Here is a 19,431-nt window from a genome sequence, read left to right as displayed (position 1 = left end):
TATGGAGTTTAAGTTGGATTTAGAAACCATTATAGACAAGTTCAAATTTGATTCTTCCATCAGGCATAATCCTAAAATTTCTGTTGAACTCTTACCTTACAATACAAAATTTAAAGATATGCAATTTAACCTTAAGGAAGTTGTAGGTGAGTTTTTGCGTCTGGTGGGGCAAAAAAAAATGTCCTCAGAAGCGAATCCCGAACAACTAGTTGAAGCCGTATTAAAATCTATTGATTTCAAAGATATAAATCAAAAAAACGAATTCAAGCAAATGATTAGAACTTTATTCATTGACGAAAACAACCAACTATTCTTATTCCATCCTCAGACGCTTTATTACATCAATACGGTTGAGAACGAGAACAGAAAGTTGGCTGAGTTTCTCTTTGAGGTTTTATGGAATGGAAACGCTGCATGGGAAATTAGTAATGAAGAACATCAGACGGATGATTTGATGAGTTCGTTAATATTCAAAGCTTTACCAGAGTTGAAAAGTGAGGAGTTACAATCCCCTAAGTATGCGGTGTTATTACCAGAAATATCGGAATTATTTGCTGTTGATTTTGAATGGCTTTCTACGAAACAGGATTTGTTTACTCAACAATTTGAGAAACTTCTATCTTACTATTATTTTTTCTATATTACTCAAATGTTACGTAGAAATGAAGCTTTGTTTGCCAAATACGAGAAGAGTATAGTGCCTATTTATTTTACATTTGAAGAAGAAGAAAGATTATCGAAAACCAGAGTTAGTTACGAATACGGATGGAAAAACATTGAAAGATCGATTAATAGAATGTTTACACATGTAAATTTTCTTAAAATGCTTAATATTTCAGTGGAGGGAGTAGAGGAGGTACTTTCTTATCAAGAAATTGCTGAAGTACTTCGCACAGGAACAAATGAAGAAATTCTTGCAATCGAAGAAGCTGTGGATAAGGTGATAGAGCAATATCGTGAGGGGCTATCTGATGTGAAGTGGAGTCAAATGAGCTTAAATCCCGAAACATATGACCTACCTGTGTTAAATAAATTATCTATATTATTTCAAATGATTGAATACCAGTTCAATAATTCATTTCGATCCAAACCGTATAACGAATATAAAATGTGGTTTACACATTTTTGTCAGAGAACATTCCTCAAATCTAGGGGGAGATCTGGAAAAATGTTAATTCTGGATACAGATTATTTATTATTCCTGACTAAAATCATCATTAAAGATGAGCATAAAATCAGATTGAAGAAGCTATTTGAACAATTCGAAGTAAGAGGAATTATCTATGATAGGGATACTCAGGTTTCAATCATTGAGTATTTCGAGAAGTTGAATTTGCTAGAGAAAAAAAGTGATAGTGGGGATGCTATTTATGTCAAAGCATTTTTATAGTTATCTTGCTCAACTCGTGGAACGTTTTTTGAGTGACGTTAATATTCAGGCAGGAGAAAAATATCATATTCAATTTGAACGTGAAGAACAAGTAGTAAATCTAGTAAATCAAATTAAGGGTATGAATCGAGTTAGTCCGTTCTCAATGCCAACGGAGGATGGATTCTATCAATCTCAAACTTTAGATTATGATCAAACCAAGGTATTAATCGCATCAAATATTGAGGAGACCACTCCAGACTTTCTTACAACATTAAGGAATAAAGTTGGCATACATGAAGAACATTTTGAAGATCTAGCTATGCTTTTAATCCACAATTCAAACTTAGATAGTTTGGTTCAAGGAATGACTTCGTTTGCAAAAGAAGGTATGCCTTTTCATATTGATTCAATTGAAAAAGATTTGCAAGAAATGATGAAGCAAACGAATCTATCCTCAGAAGAGAAACAAGTTCTTAACTTCTCCATTGAGTCAATGAAAGCCCAACAAGGACTTCATGAGAGAGTGAACTTATTTGACTACGAAAATATACTTACTGTGCTGAACAATGAGAAATTAGAAAAGCATGAATATAAAAACTTTGGACTTTTTTATGATGCGGAACTTTTTAATACCCCTAGAACTCCTAAGGAAATTAAAGAAAGACTAAAGGAAAATCATTCTCTTTATAGTGACGTTGAAATTGCCCATCAATATGGTTCTGCTGAGGTCAGTCTCGAGCGGTACTTTGATGATCAAGGGGTTAAGATTTTATCGGAGTCAGAGACATGGCAGGATGTTGATTTTGGTTCAGTACGAAGATCGAATCAAAAAAAATTAGAAGGAAAAGGTCTAGAGTATGTAGAGGCTGGTAAGAAATTGACTCTGGAAGGATTAGAGTATTGGGAGAGAGCCGATGGCGAAACCAAGAGTAAGCAACGCAAACGAAACATTATCGTGTTCAATCCTGATCAAGAAGAAGATATCACATTAGAATTTACATTTAATGATTTTATCAAAAATCAGTATATCAATGAAACTAAAATTAAACATTTAATACTGGCGGAACAAGCAGGTAAAAAGATTCGCGTACGCTTAAAGCATGAAGTTGGACAAACTACATTTTACGGTGTGAAATACAAAACAGAGGTATCTCCAGCTTATGAATTTAGAATTACAGTGGTTGAGACTCAGCCCAAGTTTCTTCAGTCGATACAAACGGCCTATGCCATTACGTTATCAAAATCCAAAAGTTCGTATCTTTTAATTAATTCAGATGCGGAACGTTGGTTTTTCAATAAAGATGCATCAGAAATTACCAAAGTTAATTTAACAGAATCTCATAGCACATTTGACATTTCTGAGGACCAGGAATTAGAAGTATCTCGTAATGATGAAAATAATACTGATGAAGAAATGATTTATTTTAATATTAAACTTCCTCACACAGGCATTCCATTTGCTGTGCAGGATTTAGTTGAACGTCCTGTTCCGATTGGTGGTTTTAGTGTGTGGAAGCTAAAGCGTGAAAAGCAAGAACACTTCATCTATCGCATAGAGAATGAGAAGATGAAGATTGTACAAGGAACGAGAGAGACTTATGCTCAAGGAGAATTCAAGCGTAATTTAGAGAGGGAACGAAAACTTTTAGAAACCAATCATTTGTTTTTTCTAGAAGATAGCTTAGGAGAGATTGTTCCTCAATCGATCTCAGTTTCTGAACCGTTAAAAGAGGCATACTGCGATTTATTGCGATACTTCAGGTCTAACGGTTTACTCCCGAGTTTAGCTTATTTTGATGCAGATTATACTGCACTAGCCCGTAACTATATAGATGTGTATTTACAGGAGCTTGAACAATTACAAAACGGTCAGTCATTAAACCAGATCCAAAGAGACCTTGTTTTAATTGGAACTATTCAGAAAAGTCATATAAATCCAGAGTGGCTACTTACACCATTACATCCTCTTCATTTGGCGTACCAATTACAATTAAATGAAGTGGTGGGTGATGAGTTAATAAATGATGAATTGCTGCATTCCATGAGACCAACGAATTTATTGCCTTATGTTAATTTCAATTCCAAACTATACAAGGCAATTGAAATGATGGATTCATATGAGTGGGCTTCTTACTTGGATCAAAGTTTACCAAGATTCGAGTCATCCAAAACATTTGTAAGTAAATTGGTTCAAGAAAAAATCGAAGAGTTTACTGGCCATTTCGGATATCTTTTTGAATTAGATCGTCGTGCTCCCCTCAAAATTAATACTATTAATATGGGGGACTGTCAGGAAATTCTTCAAGGTCTTTTTGAATACTACAAGAAGCAACTTAAAGATAATTTGGAAAAAGGGAATCTTCTACCTATTGAAATTCACATCTATGCTGAAAAAGGTATCAACAATGTATTTGAGGAGATGTCACAATATACAGATGCAGAAGAGATTGCCAAACAGTTCAATCTTCGATTGGAATTGGATGGATATCATGCTGAAGAATTATTGAATGTTTTCCGAGATAAAGTGAAGTTTTATTCTAAAAGTTCGGATACTAATCATTACGAGTACAGTCACGTTACTTTCTATCAGATGAATAAAATTGAACAGATTGCTACTAGCAATGCTGCGGAAATTATTACTGGAGTTTCATTATTCGGTCTTGTTTCAGGTGTTCCTTCTGTATTCATCAACGAAGATTATAAAACGGGATTCGGAACGAGATATTATCCAATACAAGAAGCTCCGCTATTGAAAATGGTACCGAAGTTGAATTCATTACTGAGGGTTGCCCGAACTCTTGATAATTATCAAGAGGATATAAATATTGTTACTGCAATCTCTGCTGATCATAAACAGCAATTAGATCAAGTCTACGATTCCGCCCATTGGGTTACTTTTATTGAGCCTAAAGTAGATCTGAGTTTCTTCAAGAACAGTGATGCTCAAAAAGAGCTGCTTGTTATTCATTACAGTGATCAATATACATCCTCGAGTGGGTTTGATGCGATCACGGTGACCAGACGATCAAAACAATATCAACGCTTAATTAAAGAATTCCTTGGTCATCAGAGGTTGTATGTAGACGATCATGTGTTACCTCCAATCATTAATTTCTTCAATGCTATTAATGGGAATTGGTTGCTTCGATTGTTGGCTCAGAAGAACTATTTTCCAAAGGAAAAGATTAGTATTCTTTCAGCAGTAAAACTATCCCTTGCTGCTTATGCACACAGCAATATTATATGGATTCCTATCTCAATGGAAGAAATTCTTAGAATCTCAGGTGGGACTGGATTAAGACAATCTGAAGGTTTATTTTCTGCTAAAAAACTAGGGAAATTTGGTTCATACAGTGATGATCTGTTATTAATTGGGATTGAACCTTCTGATCAGGAGATGTTTGTTCACTTTTACCCTATTGAGGTTAAGATAGGACATAACGGTGCTAACGTGCGAGAGAAAGCGGTAAAACAAGTAAAAGAAACTAAGCAGTTATTAATGGAGTTTTTAACTGGTGATGAAAAGAGTTTCCAAGCTGTATTATATCGTAATTTCTTTATGCAATTAGCAATTGCAAGTGCAGAGAAAATGAAGCTTTATTCGGTGTGGTCTGAACAATCATGGAGTAAAATTACGGAAAGTGATGTTCGTGAGTATCTTCTTAATGATAAATACACGATTGTAAATACATTGGATCAGTATATTGGCCAAGGTGCTGTAATTTCATTTAAAAAGGATGTCGTGTTTACGGATATTAAAATGAACGACGATGTTATGGTCTATGACTACCCCGAACAAAGTGGATATGAATTCATACTCAAAAGTGTTGAAGAGATGAAGGAATATATACAGAGCGATCAAGGGGATTTGTCTCCTGAGCAATTACTGAGTAATCTATATGATCCTTCCAAACGTTTTGAAATAGCACAAGATACTGAGGAATCGACACTACTTGTTGCTGAGAATAGCGGGCATTATGAAGTGGGAATGTATGAAGTAGCAGCGACTATGCTTAGAGCTGATGAAAATTCAATAGATGAAATAAATGATATAAAGTCTCAGGGAACTGTAGATTTACAGGCACCGGCAAAACCACTAGAAGTCTTATTTGGACATAATGCAACTTCTAAAGAAGAAGTGAAATGGTTCCCCACTTCAACGGATAAAATTATGCACACGAATACAGGGATTATTGGAACGATGGGAACAGGCAAAACTCAATTCACGAAATCATTGATTACGCAGTTAAGTCGCAATAGCTGTGACAACGTGAATCAAACTCCTATTGGTATTTTGATTTTTGACTATAAAGGTGATTATATAAAGCCTGATTTTACTGAAAAGACAAATGCGAAGGTATATAATCTATTTCATTTACCGTTTAATCCCTTGTCTTTATACATGGCAGAGCCTATTAAACCGTTGCTGCCTCTTCATACAAGTAACTCTCTAACAGACACAATTGTAAGGTCTTTCAATCTTGGACAAGTTCAAGCAATAACATTGAAGGATTTAATGATGGAAGCATACGCTAATAAAGGCATTATTAAAGGGGATTCTACGACTTGGGATTTACCAGCTCCAACGATGAGTGATATATACGAACTTTATGCTAGTAAAGAAAACTCTAAAATTGATTCTCTGTATGCGGCACTGAAAGAGCTATATGAAACCGAAGTGTTTGAAACAGATTCCTCCAAAACCATCTCATTGTTCGACATGATTGATGGGATCACGGTAATTAATCTGTCTGGATACAGTGAGAGTATTCAAAATCTAGTTGTGTCCATTACACTCGATGTTTTCTACAATCAAATGCAAATGTTTGGACACAGTGCAATTGATGGAGCTTATCGTGAGATTACGCGAATGATCTTGGTTGATGAGGCGGATAATTTTCTCAGTAAAGACTTCACTTCGATTAAAAAGATTCTGAAGGAAGGAAGAGAGTATGGTGTTGGCACAATCCTATCTACGCAATTCTTAAGCCATTTCTCAACTTCTGATAATGAGTATGCGAATTACATTTTGACCTGGATTGTGCATAATGTGTCTGAAATGTCTGCGAAGGAGATTAGAATGGTTTTCAGCACGCAGAGTAAATCAGAAGAAGATAATATCATGAGTAGGATTAAATCGTTGCAGAAGCATTATAGTATCGTAAAGGCTGGTTCAGCACAGCCGATTTCGATGCGGGATAAGGCTTTCTGGGAGTTATAATAAATATAGTTTAGAAGGAGAAATATAATATGCCGATACAACGAAGTGGTCCAGTACCCCCATTCTACGAATATGTAACAAGTAAAGCATTAATTCCCCATAACGGAAGTGATGTTAGCACACTTATTGATCTAGGAATACATGAATGGATAGAAATTCCAAGATATCAAAGAGGGATTTCATGGGAGATTGATAATGTAGAGGAGTTTCTGGAATCTCCCTCTATTCTACTAGGGAATGTTATACTTGCTCAGTTCCCACATGAGGGACAATTTAGTAATTTACGTTCTCCTAACTATCTTATTTTAGTCGATGGGTTACAAAGATTCTCAGTAGGAACAATGATTTTATCAATACTACATGAAAAAGTTTTTTCTTCTGGCTCAGCAGCTCATTCTAGCTGTAGTCGTTATTTTACAGGACTTATTGCTAGAGTTTTATCTTTATCAGCTGTGTATTTGCATAATGACTATGAGTTTCTAAATCATCCTAGAATGGCAATTCAAACGCAATATCGGCTACTAAAAGAAAAAGTAGAAAATTATATATCTCAGCAATTAATTAGAGATAACGGTGAAAGATTGTCAAGATTAGTTCATTCTACTTATTTAAATAGACAAGTTGCATTAGATATCTATTTTAATTTTAATGGACCAATAGAAATAATGAGTACTTTCTTAGGAATAAATACTGTAAGGGTTGATTTAGGGCCTGTTGACTTGTTGAGAGCACTTATTGTAGAGCAAGGTGCTAGTGCCGGTTGGTCTGCAACTGATATAGATGAGATCGAGAACGACTTTACAGGAATATTCACAAATAATGATAAACCTGATACCAGTCTTTTGCCGTTTGTAAATGTTATACTAAAATCTTTAAATGAGAGTCCGACAAGGGTATTTCCAACTTGGGGAAGAGATCTTCTTATAAGTGATGTAAATAATTTTCTTGATTTTGTCGAGTATTTTAAGAGTCCCACAGGATTTAATGGTTATTTACAAGAGATTAAAGATTGTGGAAGTATCCCATTAGCTATATTAATCTCTCATTATTATATTCAATTCATTCATTATGATCTTCCTAAACCTTCCTTTTTGGAAGGAGGGACATGTGAAGATGAAGATTTAAAATCTCTTTTAATCTCAAGTTATCGTGTATTATTAGATGGGACAATAGGAAGGTCGAGAATCTATGCAGAAAGAATAATTAGTGGAACACAGGTAGGAACTCTTACTGATATAGCAAATCAAATATCAGTGCACTTTATAAATAGATCTATTTCCGAATCTGCGGATTTAAATTGGCTGCTTGCCTGCTTAAATAAGGTTGATAAAAATAAAGCTAAGCGGATATTCAATGCTATGTTGTTGCCAAATAGAGGTCAAGGAACAGATTACACACCGTTAGTTTTTGGACGTTCATCAGCTAGTTTTCATATAGATCATTTGATTCCCCAAAGTCTAATAGGTAGTTTGAATGAAGAGGGAGAAAGTTTGAGGAATTTTGCGCCTCTTCCTCAAAACCAAAACCGGGTAGCCAAAGCTACCTCTTGCTCCTCAAAGTTAGGGCCACAAGGTATATATATAAATTACATTCAATCAAACACACATCAGGTACACCCTTACTGTTTGTGGTTAGTTGAAGAGTTTACAAATTACAATCAGTCCTCTCAGCTTGATCAAATTGAACTGTTGGAGCCGAATAGGACACCGGATATTGGGGGAAGAAGAATCAATTATATCTCTTCACAACTTATAATGAAAATTTAAAAAAATGACGGTCAGGTTCTTTTAAGGCCTGACTGTCATTTTTTGTTATTTTATATCTCTAAATAAGTCCAGCTCTGTTTCACTTACATCAGCACTTAAAGTAATTCGTATCGTCTGGCGAACCTCCTCCAGCGTTTTACCAGCGGCACTCAGCACATGGCTAGGCTTACTTGAGCTGCAAGCAGACCCGGAAGAAAGAGCAATGAAGCTAGAAAGTTTCTTCAGCAATAATTCATTGTTTACACCAATAAATTGAAGGCTAATTAATCCTGGGATTTTATCGTGAACGTCACTGTTAAAACTAATCTTGTCTCCTAGATTAGTTTTTAGAATATCAACTAGATAGGTTTCCAATTGATTTAAACGTTTTGAGTTTTTCTCTAAATGCTGAGAAGCTAGCTCAGCAGCTTTGCCTAGTCCAACAATGTTGTGAACAGCAAGAGTTCCACTTCGATAGTTGTTCTCCTGTCCTCCCCCGTGTAAAAGAGGGGTAAGGCGAGTGAAAATCTCTTTCGACTGTTTCCGTATGATGGCGGCCCCGATTCCTTTGGGGCCGCCTATTTTATGTGCCGACATAGAGAGAAAGCGAATTCCACTATGCTTCCGCAAATTAACAGGTACTTTACCTATAACTTGTGTCGCATCCGTATGGAAGAATAGATCATTTGTGGAAAAGAAATTGGAAATTTCGTCAATGGGATTTAATGACCCGATTTCATTATTTCCCCACATAAAAGAAGTAAGCAGAGGCTGGGTCTTAGTAACTGTTTCAGTGACATTCTGAACATTAACTCTTGCAAAAGTATCCACTTCAAGGAATTTCGTTTTGTACCCACGTTCACCGAGAAACTCTACTGTTTCGAGTACAGAAGGATGCTCAGCAGCAGAGGTTAACAAATATTTAGAAGAATTGTTTTTATGACTATAATAATCAGCTACACCCTTAATAATCATATTGTTACTTTCAGTAGCCCCACTTGTGAATACAACCTCGTCCGGGTCACACCCTAAAAGTTGAGCAACTTGTTCTCTTGCAGTAGCCACCGCTTTTTTAGCATTCTCCGCCAAGGAGTAAAACTTGCTGGAGGGATTACCAAACTCCTCTTGGAGATAAGGGAGCATTGCTTCCAAAACCTCAGGATGGATCTTTGTTGTAGCGCTATTGTCGAGATATAGCATTAGGATCACTACTTTCGTTAAGATAACAAATTACGAATGAATTTCTCATAATTTCCTGCCGTTTTATATTCTGAAGCCAACATTCGTATACCACGTTCCAAATGAGCATTAAAATAAGCAGGGAAAAACTCCTCATCTGTCAATTCACAGCCTGCAGCCTGAGTAATCATCGCTCGGAAGGCATAGTCATATTCACCAGTAACAGTACTTCGATTCAATACTAAACCATCTGTAAAATCCTTTGTAATAGGCACAATCTCAGTAGTGTTTCTTAGGGATAAAGCAACAGCATACCGGATCAGGATATTAGGTGTGATTCCAGTAGAGGCATGAAGTTGCGTAAGAATTTCTTTAGCGTATTTTGATGTTTTTAAGGTGAAATTCATAATTATTGTACCGCCTCTCTAATAATATCAAAGTAGCGGTCTTTCACAATAACTGCACTTTCCTTAGAGGTATCATATTCTAAGGTGTAACAACGTGCCGTAATTTCTTCAATCACAGGAAACTGTTCTGACGTTATTTCAGAGTCCGTTGTAAACATAAGGACTTGTTCTCCACAACGAGGAATAAAATGTTGAATAAGTGACTTTTTGTGGTCTTGATCCAATCTCCCCATGAGTGTATCAAATACAAAAGGTAGCTTCCAACCCGATACTCGAAACATTGCCAATATTACAGTGAGCATGAGCATTTCTTTTTCACCAGCAGATAAGCGCTCTTTTGAAATTTCTTGATTCATTAAGTTGTACAGCTTTAATTCGAAAGAAGTGTGGTCGATGTGAATTCTTTTTATAAAACCTTTCTTTCGAAACAGTACGTCAATCATACGTACTGTTTCATTAGCTACATCATCTAGTTTTTTACGCCACTGCCGTTCTCTGAAACGTTGACTAACTGTCAGTAATTTCTCGGTCATTTCATATGACTTTTCTGATTTATGATATTCTCTAATTTTTTCTTCTACTTTATCTTTTTGAGACAGCTTAGTGTGCAAGGCTTCTGTAAGATTATTAATTTCCGATCCAAGCTGTTCAATTAATATCTTGTGTTGTTCAGATAGTTTTGTTTTTTGCTCGATACGTTCAAGAAGTTCCTTAAACTCACTGGCCTGATCATTGGTTTCCAATTTAGTCCTTAGTTCTTGAGATTCTTTTAATAGCAGAGCATTCTCATCAAAGCGGTTAATGTAATCTGTAATATTAAGAGATTCAAGTTGTTTATTCAAATTATGAATCTCGCTACGTTGCTCAAAAGATGCACGATGTATTAATTCCGTTTGATTCGGTTTGATTAAATCCAGGATACCTTCAAAAATGGACTTCATTTCGGAACTTTCAATTTCTTTAGTTTGTCCAAGAGTACTAGTCAGAAGTGAAGTTAGTTTGTCTTGTTTAAGCGTATTCGCAGCATACTCATATGACTCATATTGTTTTTCTGCATTTAACTGATGATCCACTTGTTGGAGCTGTTTTCTTGCTATAAAAAAGGGAAGAAGGGAAGAAACGAAATGGCGAACATGTTCTGAATTTGCTTTGCGTTTGTTTTCAATCACATTGATCCGTGAAACAATTTCTTGTCTTTTTTCTTGTAATAAGCCTCCGTGAGTCTCAAAATCTTTTTTATCTTGTTTAATTACATGATTCAGATTGTTGATCTCATCTTCATATGAAATTGAAAGTAGCTGCTTTTCTTCAATGGTCTCTTGGAGCTGCCTAATTTCATTCTCAAGTTTCTCATACTGAGCAACTTCTTCCGCTGCATTAGCATTTTGCTGAGCATATTGCATTCGATATGTGTTCAGATCTTTTTCAAGATTCACAAAGAGATCAAGATTGAAAAGAATTTTACCTGACTCTTTCAAGTATTCTGGAATTTTTTCTTCTGAAACGATCCGTGATATCTCTTCACCATCAAAAAGACAAAGTTCGAACAATTTTGGAGGCATTTCTTCCCTTAAACGACTCTGAAAATCAGAAGTCTGTTGTGCTGTTAAAAATTGATTGTCTCTTTTTACTGAAAAACTCTCACGAATACGATCATTCTTTATTCGCCAGCTTCTTACTAATGAATATTCATGCAATTCGAAATCCTCAGTTGAACTGTAATCGAGAGTAATCTGAAATTCATCATTTACATTTTCATTAATTGCTTTACGATTGAGCAATGTTCTAATTTTACGATAGTAGGGTTCATTTTCTGTTACAAAACCATATGCCATTGAACCAAATAAAACGATTCTTAAAGATTCTAATATTGTTGTTTTACCAGCGCCATTTTTACCGCCAAGTAGAATTACATTACGGTTAGTTGTTGTACGAAAATCAAATTTATTAAGCTCTCCATGGTAAGCTCCTATATTTCGAAGAGCCAGTTTTTGAATGTGCATTGATTTTTAATCCACCTTTATAAATGTAAGAAATCTTGTCTGAGTGTTTTATCAAATGCCTGGAATAAACCTCTTCTAACCTTTACACCTGAATATTCTTTTTCAACAGATATTAACTCTTTAAGCAAATTAAGATTGACCCCTTCTTCTTGACAGAGAGATTCAAGATCAGTAACCTGATCTTCTTTGAAAACAGGACGATCATTTTGATGCCAGTCGTAGGAAATGCCTGTTTCTTCTTCAACAATTAGTGGAAGTCGATCTTCCCACTGTAAGTCATCATGCCAGTATTTACGAATCGCCTTAAGTTCTTCAAATGTAATCAGTTCGACATTAGGATCATGCAAGCGGCGTATTTCTTCCTGAGTTTGCAATAGCTTTCTTAGGATTTCTTCACGTGCTTTCATTGTAAACGGACCAACACCAAAGCGTTTTGGAGGAGCATCTGGATTTGAATCATCAAAAATTAAAACATCCAATTCTTCAACTGAGGCAAGATCGATATTGTTTTCTTCAATGAAATGTTTGATTTCAGATTTGTAGATTCTTGGATTACTCAGATCTTCAGGATCTATACCGCCTAAATTGTTCGTTAAATAGACTTCGCCATTCATACGATGTTTTTGTCTTTTGGTACGATCCTCTCTGATTTGAACTAGGAAGTTTCTGAAATCATATAAAGGTCGTAACCAGTCCACGCCATTGTTAATAAACCCACTTAAAGCCTTATCTTCACTAACAACTGTACAAGTCCAACAACCGAAACGGCTATTGCCGCAAGATCCTGCACTTTCTTTTACCTCTTTATCTACGATGAGAGGGCATTCACTACTTGAATCTTGATAGAGTTGAAGTAACTCATTATTATCATCGCCCCAGGGCGATTCATGTTGCAATAAAAATTCCCATACATCATCTAGATTGTAGGAGCGGATCGGTGCAAAAACAAATGCATTACGAAGAGTAGAATGACGCATTAAATTTGATCCTTCTATAGTATGAGATTGCATTACTCCTGCTCTTGTAGAACTTTCTGAATCGCGAACTCCTAGTAGCATAACGACTTCACCAAACTGATCTACCTTATCCAAAATAAAACGGTTTGCAGGTTCGATTTTCAAGCGATCTGTGCACCATCTGAATTTTTGACGAGGAGTAGGGTACCCTTTTCCAATAATAGAGGCCCAAAATGTTTGTTCAACTTTTGGACGTACTTTGTGAGTTTCGATAGGCAAACCTATTGCAAGTGCTTTGTTTTGTATGCGTCCAAGAGTTCTAGTGATTTTGTCAATAATTAGTGGTGTTTCTACTTGCGTATCGGATGAAATTACGTATACCTTTTTCTTCAGAAGAGAAGGTTCCAATTCGGTCAAGGCTTGGAAAACCAGCTGTACAACTGCTGTGGAATCTTTTCCTCCACTGAATCCGACGACCCACGGCCGCTCATCAGATAAATAGACTTCTTTAACAAGCTCTTTGGCTTCTATAAACTTTGTTCCTGTATCAAATATATTAAACATCAGCAGATATACCTTCTTTTATTTTATTTTCAATTTTCTGCTCGGCTTCTGTGAGGGGGAGACCAAGTTTGATTTTTATAAGATTAGCAGTCAATTGAATGGTCTCATTAGTCTTATTGATACGTCCAGTTTGTCCGTAAGCTCGCCCTAGCCAATCCGTTTTATTATCTCGACTCCAGTCAATTTTTGAGAACTTTTTAACATATGAATCCCATTCATCTGCATGATAACGATAAAGATAGTGACCGACTATACCAACAGCTTCTAGAAATACACCATGAGCGACAACGGAGCCAATACGAAGATCTCTTGGAGAGGTTCGTTTATTAAATACATCTTGCCATTCATTAATAGAAACACAAAGAAGAGCCCAAAAATCGGATACGAATTTCTTCTCCGGTTCCGAAATCAACTCACCTTTACGTTTTCCTAAAAGCCTACATATTGTATTAAATATGTGATTCAGTGCAAATAATTTTGGAGAATTTTTAGACAAAGAAACTTTTTCACGATCTGTATAACGTTCTAACAATGGGATTTCATTAATTAGACTTTTGGTAATCAAGGATAGTTGATCTCGATGATCATATAAAATTCCGATCGAAGACGTAGTGTTTACCGCATGACGGTTCAGATCCGAAAACATTTGCTGGGAGCGCACCAGTCCGAGATCGTGAAAGAAAACTACAGAAATTGTCTCATCACCAAGTTCAGGTGAGATTTTGAGAGCTTCTTCAATAGCTGCTCGTCTATGTTGACCGTCATTAATGAGAAATTGAGCATCTAAAGAAATATTTAAATAACCAAGATCCTTAAACTCTTCCGATTGTGACTGGAAAATTAGCTCGCCGTTTACTGATGCAGTTAACGAAGAGAAAATATAATCTTTAGGATTCTCAAGAATATAGTTTGTAATATCCGGAATTCTTGATTTATTCATTAAGCGTTGTGCACGGTGGTCGGCCGGAATTTCCTCCTCATCAAAAAGGAATATCCTGGGTATTAACTTCAATGGACACATTACTGTATAGAAATCTCTTCCAGCTTGAATCCCGCGAATTGCTGGAAAACTATAACTAAAATTCATAGGCATCCTCCTATTTTACGTACGTAATAACGTAGAATGTATATTGATTTTATCGTAATACGAACGAATGTTCAATGTCTAAATTACATAATAAAGTAAATATAGTACGTAATTACGTGAATAAAAGATGAAGACATAATGAAATAACGAGGTACATTCGATCTTCTTAGATCGATGTACCTCGTTATTTTAGTTTTTATCGTAAGTATCGAAGATTTCCGTAATGACATTAAGCACCATCAGAGTGTGCTTAGGTTCGTGGGTTCTTAGAAGAGAAATAATCTTAACAATATTTTCATCATATTGTGAAAGCTCTTCACGCTCTTTAACATATGTAAATAGTTCGTATACGCCGACATCTAGGGCAGCAGCAATCTTCTCTAGATTTTTCAATGATATGTTTCGTTCTGCTCTTTCGATAAAACCAATGTAACTCGGATTAAATCCCGCATTTTCAGCTAATACCTCTTGAGAAAGACCTTTAGACTTTCTTAGATCTCTGATCCTCGCGCCCACCAGTTCCAAAAGTTCAGACATATGAACACCTCTCTTTAATTAGAAGTGTAGAGAAAGAACCATGGTTATTTAACCAATAGAAAATAAGTTATTTGTAATAAAAACTACTATGTAGTAATATTTCAGTTATATCTTGTCCAAAATAACAAAAAATCATAACAGGGTGTTCAATGTATTGTGATTTCTAAACTAATATATTGAGGAGTTGATTGATATGAATCATGTTTACTCCTACACGAATCGGCAGAATGAAGAATTTGCTATTGGCCTGAATGATAGTTCATCTCGTTTAAAGACTGAGGCAATTGAATATCAGAAACTTTCTAATCATCACATCAAACTTGCCAACATTATGCTTGCTTACAATCAGTTCCAAGCTTGTCTGATCCTCTGCGATTGGGCGCTAGCTTCCATGATCAAGGCATTATATATCCAAAAGTATCAGGTAGTACATCCACCGAAGGAGCTTACCATGAATGAGATTTTGCCTATAGTGCATACGGATACTGAGCCCGGACTGGATATTGCTATGTTCATCGGTACGATTCAACATATGTCTTGCATAGAAGAGTTTAACCAAGATCAGACGCTAAAACCAAACAACATCGAGAAGCTGCTTCAACGAACAGAAGAAATACTAGGGAAGTTAGAGAATCGACTGAAGAATGATGCAGAATTGAAATAAACTATTAATTGAATGTAGTGGTCAGCTTTATTAAAAATAGGACTTCAAGAGTACAGGTACTTAGCGAAAGTTTATTATAATAAGGAAAAATCAGGATATTGGACGGATGTATGTGTCTTATACTTCTGCTAACATAGTTAAATCATATTTATTTCGGAGAGAACCTTATGAGTACAATTAAAGTAACACCAGAGCAACTACTACATGTATCTAAACAGATTGAGCAGGGAAGACAACAGCTGGAGTCTATACGAAGTGATCTGACCGTACGGATCGATTTCATAGAGTCACAGTGGGCGGGAGCCACACAAGAACGGTTTTTCTTCGCTTTTCAGCAATCTCGTCCTGTATTGGATCGTGCATTGGAGAGTATGGTGAAGTCCTCTCAGGAACTCAAGGTTATTGCCGAGAGGTTCCAGCAAGCAGATCAGGAACAGGTTAACGTGGGGGCAGTTGCAGGACAGATTGCTGCCGGCATTATGACGAATCGTGATACTGGTAATCTCGAAAAGGAACGGAGAATGGTATATAATTCATTGTTTGGTGTTTACATGCCTGCCAGTGAAGCTGAGGATGGGATGCCAGGGCAAAAAGAGTTTGTTAAGTATTGGGAACATGGTGGCACCTATGAAGAAATGAGAGCAGGGCCGAAGCGACCGGCGTCAGGTGGGGGAGATATATATGATGAACAAATTAAGGCCTTTGAAGAAGGCCATCATCCTATTACAGGAGCATCTATACCCCCGTGGCAAGCAGGAGTTTCTATTGCAAGTTTACAAATCGGTAAGATCGCGATGGCTTTTACGGGGATGTATAATAGGGGCTATAGAGTTCCGAAAGACGGACTAGCCTTCACAAAGTCTAAGTTTAATAGTATGAGTGATAGATCCTTATCTAGTCGGAGATCCACGTCTGAACATGGGACAAAATCATCTCAAGATTCCACTACCGGAATTGGCAATTCAGCAGTTCTGAATACAATACAATCAAGGTCAAAATTTTATAAAAAAGAGCTAGCCTACGATTGTTCAGAGATTGCAGACGATTTAGCTCAAGCAGCAGGTGGAAAAGGTGAGATATTCACAATTAAATCTAGGACAGAATTGAAGGATATCCAAGTAAAAGAATATGGAGAAATGAAATCATATGTTTATCATACCGTTTATTCTGATGGTAAGTATATTTATGATCCTCGTCTAACTAATGATCCTGTGCCTATAAAGGAATATATGGACTCAGTTAGCAGACATAACAATGGTGATATTGTAGTAAGTAAACGCACTCTTAAGTGAGGTGAATATTATGTCAAAGAGTATTTATCTAAAGGAAAAAGAAGAGTTATTACCAGAGGAACTCATGGCTTATACATTGGCCAAATTGGGATCGTACGAATGGAATAGGACTGAGATGTACAATCCAAATCGGATCTATGAGCAACCTGCAGGTTTTTATTTTAGATTCCACAAAGCTGATCAGGTTTATGAACAATTAAAGCACTGCATCGAGGAATTTAAAGGTAGCCTAAAATGGGCAATACATTTAAGTTCTATATCTAAAAATAAAAATTATGTTATTGAGCCCGCCGATGTATATCATGCAAAACAAACGGAGGCATATCAGTTGAATTTGGAACTGGAAGAAGTGCTTCAAGCATCTTATAAAGAAATCTGTGAACTAGCGATTCGAGATATTCCTCTATTATGCAACCATATTGAGCAATGGTTCGAGTTGGAGCACAAACAACTCTATCCACCTACCATACCAAATTAGTGAGTAGGGGAGATTCTTTTGGCACAAAGTGCAATTCGCTATGCTCAGCGTACACGTTATATACATGATGCTCAATTAGGTGCAGTACTTCAGTGCATTTTTAAAGTAATGGATCAGAATTCAACTAAACTGTATACCGAAAATGGGTGGTTACTGCTTGCAATAGAAAAATGGTGGAGTGATTTTGAAGATATGCCACCAGGATTGAAGGATATTGAATTAGATAGGTGGTTGACAACTATAAGTCGTAAAGAAATCTTTGAAGACTTGTTAGAAGAGGCTCTTAAACAATGCGATGAGCAGTTAAAAGTTGAAATGTTTAAATGGATAGATATATTGAGATATTGAGCTGACAACACGAAATTTCAATTCAATCTCCGCGAACTTAACCAGAGTGGTTTGGACGAATGATCTTTACTGCCCAAAGGAGTTTTGGACATGGGAAAGTATGTATCTGTTAGAGGTTGGTTAGAGTGTGATGAGAATACAGTTAGCGAAGTGAAAAAGATAAGAGATGACTTCACAGCGAGTTCTAATGAAGGTTTACTAGATGAAGATAAATTGGCACTGTACCAGTTGGGCTGGACATTCCCGGAGAAGCAAATTAATTGGACAGCATATGTTTTTTATGGGGCAGATATTAGAGAGTATCACCTTGATTTTATGAAAAATCAACTTTCTGAGATGGCTAACATTCAGGATATAACAGGATATTTTTTGATAGATGATCATGATGGAGACTATCATTTGTGCTGGCAGATATATGAGAATAAAGTTTTTGAAAGTGAACAGGAGAATATCGTGTTTAACAAATAAATATTATTATAAGAAGCCCATTTCACTTTTAATAGAGGAGTAATGGGCTGTTTTGTTTGGAGGTACTGAAATAATGGCATCGGCTTTTGTATTGGTAGAAGAGAACAGCAATATACCCATAGATCGTTTGGTGGAAGATATACGACAAGTCTGTCTGGAATCAAACCTGCACTTCATTGATGGAATTCAAGATGTAGATTCAGAACAGAACATGAAACATTGTGCCTTAGGCATTTCACTTTCAAACCAAGAAGAGTCAGACCATGGCAAGGTAAATAATACGATCAGAGTCGACGTGTACGATGAACCTGCTCTACATCAATACAGAGAGTTGGAATGGAGAGAGGGTCGGCAGGTATACTTTAACACACTTATTATTGATGAGGTTTATCAAAATGAAGAGGTCACGCTGACCTTTCTGTATCATTTTCTTACGAGATACACACAGATGATAGTTTGGATAGAGGAAGATTGGGTGTATACATTGTCTGATCTCGATAAAGCTTTGAAAACTTCTAATCTGTCTGATTGGTGTTATGTGAACCCGAACTCCTTATAGGTAACAGAATTTGGAGGTTCTTATTCTAAGTTTTTAACTATCCTACGACTATACTTCTGGCATAATGATAATTTTCCGGATTATGATATAACATTATTTTGTAGTGGGAGGATTTTTATGAGAAGGACTTTTGTATTCATTCTGACTTCCATGTTGTTACTTGTGGCATGCTCAAACTCAGGGCACAATGAACTTCAAAGCTGGGCATTTGATGTCGTAACTTGGGAGAATGGGGTTTACAAGGTGACAACTGACACTGTTCCTACAACTGATGTGGAAATCGAAATTGGAACAATTAAAAAACACTCTACAGATGAGGGCGATAAATTACCCAATCTGTTCTCCAACAAGTATCAAAAAGGGACAAAATTATTTAAAGTAAAAAATGTAGAGACAAATGATTATATTGCAGTAGAAGATAATGAGATTTACTATAGAGCAGTAAAGATGGATGGAATGAATACAGCGGTCAATCTCCAGCATAATAAGAAGCATGAGCAGTTCCAAGCCACTGACAAGCTTTTGAATTTTTCTATACGTATCTGACAGAA

At 36.2% G+C, this 19,431-nt stretch carries 16 protein-coding genes; 10 read left to right on the top strand and 6 right to left on the bottom strand.

All coding sequences use genetic code 11. The features are described from left to right. The first annotated feature begins 1 nt into the window (after position 1). Genes dptG through J2T16_RS25940 form a run of 3 tightly spaced genes read left to right on the top strand, consistent with a single transcriptional unit; the run spans position 2 to position 8,359 of the window. Positions 2-1,390, top strand: a complete 1,389-nt coding sequence (gene dptG, locus J2T16_RS25950; RefSeq protein WP_499019637.1) for a DNA phosphorothioation-dependent restriction protein DptG — start codon at positions 2-4, stop codon at positions 1,388-1,390. After that, entirely contained in the window at positions 1,371-6,593 is a 5,223-nt protein-coding gene (dptH, locus tag J2T16_RS25945) for a DNA phosphorothioation-dependent restriction protein DptH (RefSeq protein WP_499019636.1), read from the top strand. The genes dptG and dptH overlap by 20 nt, the downstream gene beginning before the upstream one ends. A 29-nt stretch (positions 6,594-6,622) precedes the next feature. After that, positions 6,623-8,359, top strand: a complete 1,737-nt coding sequence (locus tag J2T16_RS25940; protein WP_499019633.1) for a GmrSD restriction endonuclease domain-containing protein — start codon at positions 6,623-6,625, stop codon at positions 8,357-8,359. A gap of 45 nt (positions 8,360-8,404) precedes the next feature. Here the strand turns inward: J2T16_RS25940 and J2T16_RS25935 are convergent, their stop codons facing one another. The 6 genes from J2T16_RS25935 to J2T16_RS25910 form a co-directional block, all read right to left on the bottom strand. Then, a complete protein-coding gene (locus tag J2T16_RS25935) occupies positions 8,405-9,538 on the bottom strand; it encodes a cysteine desulfurase family protein (RefSeq protein WP_499019631.1) in 1,134 nt (377 codons plus the stop codon). Positions 9,539-9,555: 17 nt separating this feature from the next. Further along, on the bottom strand, positions 9,556-9,924 hold the full coding sequence (gene dndE, locus J2T16_RS25930; protein WP_499019629.1) for a DNA sulfur modification protein DndE: 369 nt from the start codon (positions 9,922-9,924) through the stop codon (positions 9,556-9,558). Positions 9,925-9,926: 2 nt separating this feature from the next. After that, positions 9,927-11,927 (bottom strand): DNA sulfur modification protein DndD, encoded by a 2,001-nt coding sequence (dndD, locus tag J2T16_RS25925; protein ID WP_499019626.1) that lies wholly within the window; start codon positions 11,925-11,927, stop codon positions 9,927-9,929. Between the two features lie 17 nt (positions 11,928-11,944). Further along, the gene (dndC, locus tag J2T16_RS25920) at positions 11,945-13,447 is read right to left on the bottom strand and encodes a DNA phosphorothioation system sulfurtransferase DndC (RefSeq protein ID WP_342554412.1); all 1,503 of its coding nucleotides are present in this window, start codon (positions 13,445-13,447) and stop codon (positions 11,945-11,947) included. Next, the gene (gene dndB, locus J2T16_RS25915; protein ID WP_342554413.1) at positions 13,440-14,534 is read right to left on the bottom strand and encodes a DNA sulfur modification protein DndB; all 1,095 of its coding nucleotides are present in this window, start codon (positions 14,532-14,534) and stop codon (positions 13,440-13,442) included. Before dndB ends, dndC begins: the two co-directional genes overlap by 8 nt. A gap of 189 nt (positions 14,535-14,723) precedes the next feature. Continuing rightward, entirely contained in the window at positions 14,724-15,071 is a 348-nt protein-coding gene (locus tag J2T16_RS25910; protein ID WP_342554414.1) for a helix-turn-helix domain-containing protein, read from the bottom strand. A 193-nt stretch (positions 15,072-15,264) separates the two neighbouring features. Here J2T16_RS25910 and J2T16_RS25905 point away from each other — a divergent pair, with 193 nt between their 5' ends. From J2T16_RS25905 to J2T16_RS25875, 7 genes are all read left to right on the top strand, one after another. Then, on the top strand, positions 15,265-15,735 hold the full coding sequence (locus J2T16_RS25905; RefSeq protein WP_499019623.1) for a hypothetical protein: 471 nt from the start codon (positions 15,265-15,267) through the stop codon (positions 15,733-15,735). A gap of 167 nt (positions 15,736-15,902) precedes the next feature. Next, entirely contained in the window at positions 15,903-17,027 is a 1,125-nt protein-coding gene (locus tag J2T16_RS25900; protein ID WP_499019621.1) for a WXG100 family type VII secretion target, read from the top strand. A gap of 10 nt (positions 17,028-17,037) precedes the next feature. After that, the gene (locus J2T16_RS25895; protein WP_499019619.1) at positions 17,038-17,505 is read left to right on the top strand and encodes a hypothetical protein; all 468 of its coding nucleotides are present in this window, start codon (positions 17,038-17,040) and stop codon (positions 17,503-17,505) included. Positions 17,506-17,523: 18 nt separating this feature from the next. Further along, on the top strand, positions 17,524-17,853 hold the full coding sequence (locus J2T16_RS25890) for a hypothetical protein (RefSeq protein WP_499019616.1): 330 nt from the start codon (positions 17,524-17,526) through the stop codon (positions 17,851-17,853). Positions 17,854-17,943: 90 nt separating this feature from the next. After that, on the top strand, positions 17,944-18,321 hold the full coding sequence (locus J2T16_RS25885) for a hypothetical protein (RefSeq protein WP_499019613.1): 378 nt from the start codon (positions 17,944-17,946) through the stop codon (positions 18,319-18,321). A gap of 73 nt (positions 18,322-18,394) precedes the next feature. Beyond that, positions 18,395-18,880 (top strand): hypothetical protein, encoded by a 486-nt coding sequence (locus J2T16_RS25880; protein ID WP_499019610.1) that lies wholly within the window; start codon positions 18,395-18,397, stop codon positions 18,878-18,880. 117 nt (positions 18,881-18,997) lie between these two features. Beyond that, positions 18,998-19,426 (top strand): hypothetical protein, encoded by a 429-nt coding sequence (locus J2T16_RS25875; RefSeq protein WP_499019607.1) that lies wholly within the window; start codon positions 18,998-19,000, stop codon positions 19,424-19,426. The last annotated feature ends 5 nt before the right edge of the window (positions 19,427-19,431 follow it).

Source organism: Paenibacillus intestini (assembly GCF_030803945.1).
GTDB classification, from domain to species: Bacteria; Bacillota; Bacilli; order Paenibacillales; family Paenibacillaceae; genus Paenibacillus; species Paenibacillus polysaccharolyticus.
The sequence above is the reverse complement of the archived record's forward strand: the minus strand, read 5'-3'. Positions and strand labels throughout refer to the sequence as shown.